This window comes from Kitasatospora sp. NPDC058965 (assembly GCF_042741245.1).
In the GTDB taxonomy this organism is placed as follows: Bacteria; Actinomycetota; Actinomycetes; order Streptomycetales; family Streptomycetaceae; genus Kitasatospora.
The window spans coordinates 22,257-28,391 of sequence record NZ_JBHYKG010000085.1 but is presented as its reverse complement, the minus strand read 5'-3'; the positions used below and the strand labels follow the sequence as shown (position 1 = coordinate 28,391).

At 74.3% G+C, this 6,135-nt stretch carries 5 protein-coding genes and 1 tRNA gene; all 6 read right to left on the bottom strand.

Annotated elements, in window-relative coordinates:
- The coding region (galK, locus tag ACFW1A_RS16700; protein ID WP_380409657.1) for a galactokinase at nucleotides 1-1,165 on the bottom strand (1,165 nt) is incomplete at its 3' end.
- A 25-nt stretch (nucleotides 1,166-1,190) separates the two neighbouring features.
- Complete coding sequence (gene galE / locus ACFW1A_RS16695; protein ID WP_380409655.1) at nucleotides 1,191-2,165, bottom strand: UDP-glucose 4-epimerase GalE; 975 nt, start codon at nucleotides 2,163-2,165, stop codon at nucleotides 1,191-1,193.
- A complete protein-coding gene (gene galT / locus ACFW1A_RS16690) occupies nucleotides 2,162-3,253 on the bottom strand; it encodes a galactose-1-phosphate uridylyltransferase (protein ID WP_380409653.1) in 1,092 nt (363 codons plus the stop codon). Before galT ends, galE begins: the two co-directional genes overlap by 4 nt.
- Before the next feature lie 215 nt (nucleotides 3,254-3,468).
- On the bottom strand, nucleotides 3,469-4,137 hold the full coding sequence (locus tag ACFW1A_RS16685; RefSeq protein WP_380409651.1) for a LuxR C-terminal-related transcriptional regulator: 669 nt from the start codon (nucleotides 4,135-4,137) through the stop codon (nucleotides 3,469-3,471).
- A 215-nt stretch (nucleotides 4,138-4,352) separates the two neighbouring features.
- Nucleotides 4,353-4,428: transfer RNA gene (locus tag ACFW1A_RS16680), tRNA-Thr, on the bottom strand.
- A 307-nt stretch (nucleotides 4,429-4,735) separates the two neighbouring features.
- Nucleotides 4,736-6,115 (bottom strand): MFS transporter, encoded by a 1,380-nt coding sequence (locus ACFW1A_RS16675; RefSeq protein ID WP_380409649.1) that lies wholly within the window; start codon nucleotides 6,113-6,115, stop codon nucleotides 4,736-4,738.
- Between the last annotated feature and the right edge of the window lie 20 nt (nucleotides 6,116-6,135).

The window sequence follows — 6,135 nt, the reverse complement described above, 5'->3', positions numbered from 1 at the left end:
GGGGGGGGGGGGGGGGGGGGGGGGGGGGGTGTCCGCGCCGCCGCCGGGCCCCCGGGGCCGGGGTGGCGGGGAAGGTGCTGGGGCTGCCGTACCCGGCGGCGGTGAAGGCGGTGTGGACGGCCTGCTCGACCGCCGCCGCCGACTCCTGCGGCACCAGGGCGATCACCGAGCCGCCGAAGCCGCCACCGGTCTGCCGGGCGCCCAGGGCGCCGGCCTCCAGCGCGGTGGCCACCGCCAGGTCGCTCTCCGCGCAGGAGATCCCGAAGTCGTCCCGCTGGGAGGCGTGACCCGCCGTCAGGATCGGCCCGAGCGCGGCGAACTCGCCCTTGTCCAGCAGCTCGATCGCCCGCAGCACCCGCGCGTCCTCGGTCACCACGTGCCGCACCAGCGGCGCCAGCTCGGCCGGCAGCACCTCCAAAGCGGCGGCGAGCCCGGCCTCGGGCAGGTCGCGCAGCGCGGCCAGTCCGAGCAGTTCGGCGGCCCGCTCGCAGCCGGCCCGCAGCCCGGCGTAGGCGCCGTCCCCCAGGTCGTGCTTGACCCGGGTGTCGATCACCAGCAGCGCCAGCCCCTGCTCGGCCAGCCGCAGCGGCACCTGGCGCCAGCTCAGGTCCCTGGTGTCCAGGAAGAGCGCGGCCCCCTCCTCGCAGCAGGCGGAGGCCATCTGGTCCATCACCCCGCAGGGCACCCCGACGAACCGGTTCTCGGCCCGCTGGGCCAGCAGGGCCAGCTCGGCCGCCGTCAGCGGCAGGTCGTAGAGGTCGCGGTAGGCGATCGCGGTGGCGCACTCCAGCGCCGCCGAGGAGGAGAGGCCGGCGCCGCCCGGCACGTCGCTGTCGAAGTACAGGTCGGCGCCGCCCACCCGGTGCCCGGCCTCGCGCAGCGCCCAGACCACCCCGGCCGGGTAGCCGGCCCAGCTGTTCGGCGCCCCGGGCGCGAGCGAGTCCACCTCGACGTCGGTGATCCGGTCGTCGCCCTGCTTGCTGAACAGCCGCAGCCGGCCGTCGGTGCGCGGGGCCGCGGTCACCCTGACCGCGTGCGGGAGAGCGATCGGCAGCACGAACCCGGCGTTGTAGTCGGTGTGCTCGCCGATCAGGTTCACCCGGCCCGGAGCCGCCCACACACCGGCGGCCACCGTTCCGAAGACCTGCTCGAACTCGTCTGTCACGTCTCGCTCTCCCGCGGTCGGGGCATCAGCCCTGGTGCTGCTGCTCGTACTTGTTGAGGGTGAAGGCCCAGGCGTCCGCCACGATGGCGTCCAGCTCCGGGCGCTTCGGGACCCAGCCCAGCTCGCGGCGGGCCCGCTCGGCGGAGGCCACCAGCACGGCCGGGTCGCCCGGGCGGCGCTCGGCCGTGACCACCGGGATCTCCCGGCCGGTGACCCGCTTGACCGACTCGATCACCTCGCGGACCGAGAAGCCGCTGCCGTTGCCCAGGTTGCAGATCAGGTGCTCGCCCGGCTTGGCCGCGTCCAGCGCCAGCAGGTGGGCCTCGGCCAGGTCGGCGACGTGGATGTAGTCGCGGATGCAGGTGCCGTCCGGGGTCGGGTAGTCCTCGCCGAAGACCGAGATGTGCGGGCGCTGGCCCAGCGCGGCCTGGAAGACCAGCGGGATCAGGTGCGACTCGGGGTCGTGCCGCTCGCCGTAGGCGCCGTACGCGCCGGCCACGTTGAAGTAGCGCAGGCTGACCGCGGCCAGCCCGTGCGCGATCGCCTCACTGGTGATCAGGTGGTCCACCGCCAGCTTGGTGGCGCCGTAGGCGTTGGTCGGCGAGGTGCGGGCGGTCTCGGCGATCGGGGTGACCTCCGGCTCGCCGTAGGTGGCGGCGGTGGAGGAGAAGACCAGCTTGCGCACGCCGGCCTTGCGCATCGCGCTGATCAGCTCCAGCGAGCCGGCCACGTTGTTGCGCCAGTACTTCTCCGGGTCCGCGACCGACTCGCCGACCTGCGAGGAGGCGGCGAAGTGCAGCACCGCGTCGAAGGAGGAGTCGAGCACCTCGGCGGCGTCCTGGATCCGGCCGCGGACGAACTCCGCGCCGGCCGGCACGCCCTCGGCGAACCCGGTGGACAGGTCGTCCAGCACGGTGACCTGGTGCCCCGCCTCCAGCAGGTGCGCCCCGACCACGCTGCCGACGTAGCCGGCACCACCGGTGACCAGGTACTTGCTCATGTTGCGACCTCCCGCAGGCGCTGTGCCGCCGCCTCGGGCGACACATCGTTGACGAACGCGTCCATGCCGGATTCGACCCCGGCCAGGAACTTCAGCTTGCCTACGGTACGACGGATCGTGAAGAGCTCCAGATGCAGTGCCAGCTCGGCGCCGCCGCGGCGCGGGGCCTGGTGCCAGGCGGCGATGTAGGGGGTGGGCGAAGCACCCTCGCCGAACAGGCGGTCGAAGCGGCGCAGCAGCTCCAGGTACAGGCCCGGGAACTCGGCCCGCTCGGCCTCGGCGAGCTCGGTCAGGTCGGCCACCCGGCGGTTCGGGTACAGGTGCACCTCGTACGGCCAGCGCGGGGCGAACGGGACGAACGCCGTCCAGTGCTCACCGGCCAGCACCACCCGCACGGGGTCGGCCCGCTCGGCCACCAGCAGGTCCTCGAACAGGTTGCGGCCGGTGCGGGCGCGGTGCTCGTCGGCGCTGGCGATCATCTTCAGGGTGCGCGGGGTGGTGAACGGGAAGGCGTAGATCTGGCCGTGCGGGTGAGCCAGCGTCACGCCGATCTCGGCGCCGCGGTTCTCGAAGCAGAAGACCTGGTCGACCCCGGAGGCGAGGCTCAGCTCGGCGGTGCGGTCGGTCCAGGCGTCCAGCACGAGGCGGGCCTTGGCCTCGTCCAGGTCGGCGAAGGAGGCCCCGTGGTCGGCGGTGAAGCAGACCACCTCGCAGCGGCCGATGCCCGGGCGGACCTGGTGCAGGTCGTCGTCCTCGACCGCGCGCACGGCGTCGGCCGAGTCGAAGGCCAGGGAGGGGAAGCGGTTCTCGAAGACCGCCACGTCGTAGTCGGCGGCCGGGATCTCGCTCAGGTGCTCGCCCTGGCTGGGGCAGAGCGGGCACTGGTCGGCCGGCGGGTGGTAGGTGCGGCCCTGGCGGTGCGCGGCGACGGTGATCCAGTCGCCGGAGACCGGGTCGCGGCGCAGCTCGGCCAGGCTGCTGGTGGGCTCCAGCGGACGCCGGTCCAGCGCCTCGCGCAGCTGCCGGTCGTCCCGGTCGTAGTAGATCAGCTCGCGGCCGTCCGCCAGCTTGGTCGTTGTCTTGCGCACAGTCTTCCGCCCTAGGTGAAGCCAGCACCGCCGTCTGCTTCACACATAATCAAACATTACTCATCAGCAGTCAACAGACTGAGAGGGATCCGCGCATGGCTGCGGCCCGTGCCGACCGGTCGGCACGGGTTCGGGGCAGGTGGGAGGGTGTGGGGCGGTCCGGACCCGGCTCAGTTGCGGGTCAGTTGCGGGTCCAGCCGCGGGTCAGTCGGGGGTCAGTCGCGGGTCAGTCGGGCCAGCAATCCGGTGCGGTCGGCGACCGCCGCGGCCTCCAGTCGGGTGCGGGCCCCGAGCTTCATCAGCACCCGCTGGACGTGGGTGCGGGCGGTGCTGGGGGCGATGCCCATGCCGGCCGCGATCTGGTGGGTGTCCTGCCCCTCGGCGATCCGGGCCAGCACCTGCACCTCGCGCCGGGTCAGCGCGCCGAGCAGTCGCAGCGCCTCGTCGTCCGGCTCGCGGACCGGGTGCAGCAGCCAGTCGAAGGCGGCCTGCAGCACCTCGACCGACGCCGCGGCCTCGCCGGCCCGGGCCCGGGTGATCGAGCGGTCCACCACCTCGATCCGCTCGTCGCTGCGCACGTAGCCCGCGGCGCCGGCCGCGAAGGCGTGGGCCACGCCGCGCAGGTCGTCCACCGGGGCGAGCACCACCACGGCGACCTCCGGCCGCTCCTGGCGCAGCCGCCGGACACCCGCGAAGGCCCCGGGAGCGCCGGGGCGGGCCACGCCGAGCAGGCAGACGTCCGGGCGGCGCTGGGCCACCAGCTCCGGGGCGCTGGAACCGGGCGAGCCGACCGCCAGCACCCGGTGGCCGCGCACCTGGAGCGCCGCGGCCAACGCCTCCGCCAGCAGTCTGTGATCGTCCACCACGACCAGCCGTACGCCCAAGGGGCCCTCCCCCACCTGCGCGGGACATCGCCCGCTCGCCGCGTACCGGCCGTACGCCACCCGCCTGTTGACGCACCATCACAGCGCATCCCGGACCCGGGGCGCTGGAAAGTGACGAGTTCGAGACCGGCGGGACCACCACCGGCAGGACCGTCCGGCCCGGGGAGCAGGAGAATAGCGAAAAGGCCCCCGCCGTGATGGCGGAGGCCTTTCTCTGGAGCCCCCATGCGGAATCGAACCGCAGACCTTCTCCTTACCATGGAGACGCTCTACCGACTGAGCTATAGGGGCGAACCGGTCGAACGAGGAAGACATTACATGGTCATCGGGGGGATTGGGAAATCGGTGACCGCCGGTCGGTGCACGCCCCTGCGGCCGGGGTGCGCGCCCGGGGCGGAGAGGTGGCCCGGGGCGGCGCGGCGGGGGTGGCGGGAAGGTGGCGCGGGGCGGTGGTGCGGGGTGGTGATGAGGGGCGGTGGCGCGGTGCGGCAGTGGAGGCGGTCCGGCAGGGCCGGGTGGCCCCGCCGGGCGGCGGGACGGCGAGGCCGGGCGGACCACGGCTAGGTGGCCGGACTGCGGCTAGGCGGCCGGACTGCGGCTAGGCGGCCGGCTCGCTGCCGACGGCGGCCGCCCGGCGGGCCGGGCCCGGGGCGTCCGGGAGCTGACCCAGACTCAGATCGGTCCCGCTGGTCTCCGGCAGCGCGAGCAGGCAGGCGATCGCGACCGCCCCCAGCCCCGCCAGGTACCAGCCGACCGGGGCCGCGGTGCCGTAGCTCGCGGTCAGCCGGCCGGCCAGCAGCGGTGCGGTGGCCCCGCCGAACACCCCGCCCAGGTTGTAGGTGAACGCGGCGCCGGTGTACCGGATCCGGGTCGGGAAGAGCTCCGGCAGGTAGGCCGCGACCGGACCGAGCAGCACCCCCAGCAGCAGCGAGCAGCCGGCCAGGGCCAGCAGCATCAGCTCCGGCTGCAGGCTCTCCAGCGCCGGGAAGAGCAGCAGCGACCAGAGCGCCGCCAGCGCCGTGCCGACCAGCACCGTGCGCCGGCGCCCCCAGCGGTCGGACCAGCCCGCACTGCACCAGACCGCCAGCGCGCCGGCCGGCGCGGACAGCAGCTGCATGCCCAGCATCAGGGTGCGCGGCACGCCGAGCTGCCCGGTGGCGTACCCGAGGGCGTAGGTGCTGGCCAGGTAGTACAGCGCGTAGCCGAAGGAGAGGGCGCCGGTGCCGAGCAGCACGGTGCGCCAGTGGTCGCGCAGCACGGTGCGGACCGGCACGCTGTCGCGCTCCCCCGCGGCCCGGGCGAAGACCGGGGTCTCGGCGATCCGCAGCCGGACGAACAGGCCCACCGCGACCAGCAGCAACGAGCCCAGGAACGGCAGCCGCCAGCCCCAGGCGACGAACTGGCGCTCCGTCAGGGTGAGCGAGAGGGACAGGAACGCGAGGGTGGCCAGCACGCTGCCGACCGCGGGACCCAGCTGGAGGTAGCCCGCCCACCGGCCGCGCCGGTGCCGCGGCGCGTACTCCGCCACCAGCAGGGCCGCGCCGCCCCACTCGCCGCCCAGTCCGAAGCCCTGCGCGAACCGCAGCAGGACCAACAGCGCCGGCGCCCACACGCCCCACCGCCCGTACCCGGGCAGCAGGCCGACCGCCGCCGTGGCCAGCCCCATCAGGAGCAACGACGCCACCAGTACGGCTTTTCGACCCACCCGGTCGCCGAAGTGCCCGAAGCACACCGCGCCGACCGGTCGCGCGACGAAGGCCACCGCGTACACCGAGAGGGCGGCGAGCAGGGCGTTGGCCGCACCGAGCACAGGGAAGAACTCACGCCCGAAGACCAGGGCCGCAGCCAGCCCGTACAGGAAGAAGTCATAGAACTCGATCGCCGTCCCGACGAAGGCGGCAGCCGCCACCCGCCCCAGCCCCTCGTTCTCCCCGGGACCCGGCGCGCCGCCCTGCTCTGACGCCTTGTCAATCGTCATGGATCGACCATGCCTCCCGG